This is a genomic window from Gluconobacter sp. P1D12_c (assembly GCF_018812105.1).
Taxonomy (GTDB): Bacteria; Pseudomonadota; Alphaproteobacteria; order Acetobacterales; family Acetobacteraceae; genus Gluconobacter; species Gluconobacter oxydans_A.
The window spans coordinates 1-383 of the sequence record NZ_JACSIQ010000755.1 but is presented as its reverse complement, the minus strand read 5'-3'; the positions used below and the strand labels follow the sequence as shown (position 1 = coordinate 383).

Genomic DNA, 383 nt, shown 5'->3' with positions numbered 1-383 from the left:
CTGTTGATGAGGTCACAAAATATGTGACTAAGCCGAACGATATTGAGACGATGGAGGATGGCCATCTTGAGTGGTTCTATAATGAGACACTCAATACGCGACTGATACAGAGGTACGGATCGTTTAAGGAGTTCAAGGGGTCTCTTAATGATGAGAGGCTTCGCATCGTTCGAGATCAGTCTGATGGATCTCTGAAGATGATGAAGAAGCGTGTCATCAATGATGCTGAGCTTTTCACGAAGCGTGATGAAGGCGAAGCCACGATAGGTGTCCCTAAATCATTGGATATGTTCGGGCCCGATATTGCTATGGCTCTCTGTGTTGAGCCTTCTCTTGATGGTCGTGTCATCGTTTGTGATGAAATAAAATTCGAGCAGATGGAG

1 protein-coding gene is annotated in these 383 nt (G+C 45.4%); it reads left to right on the top strand.

Annotation, left to right across the window (positions count from 1 at the left end):
- Positions 1-383: hypothetical protein (locus tag KP705_RS19050; protein WP_215765442.1), on the top strand; the 383-nt coding region annotated here is incomplete at both ends.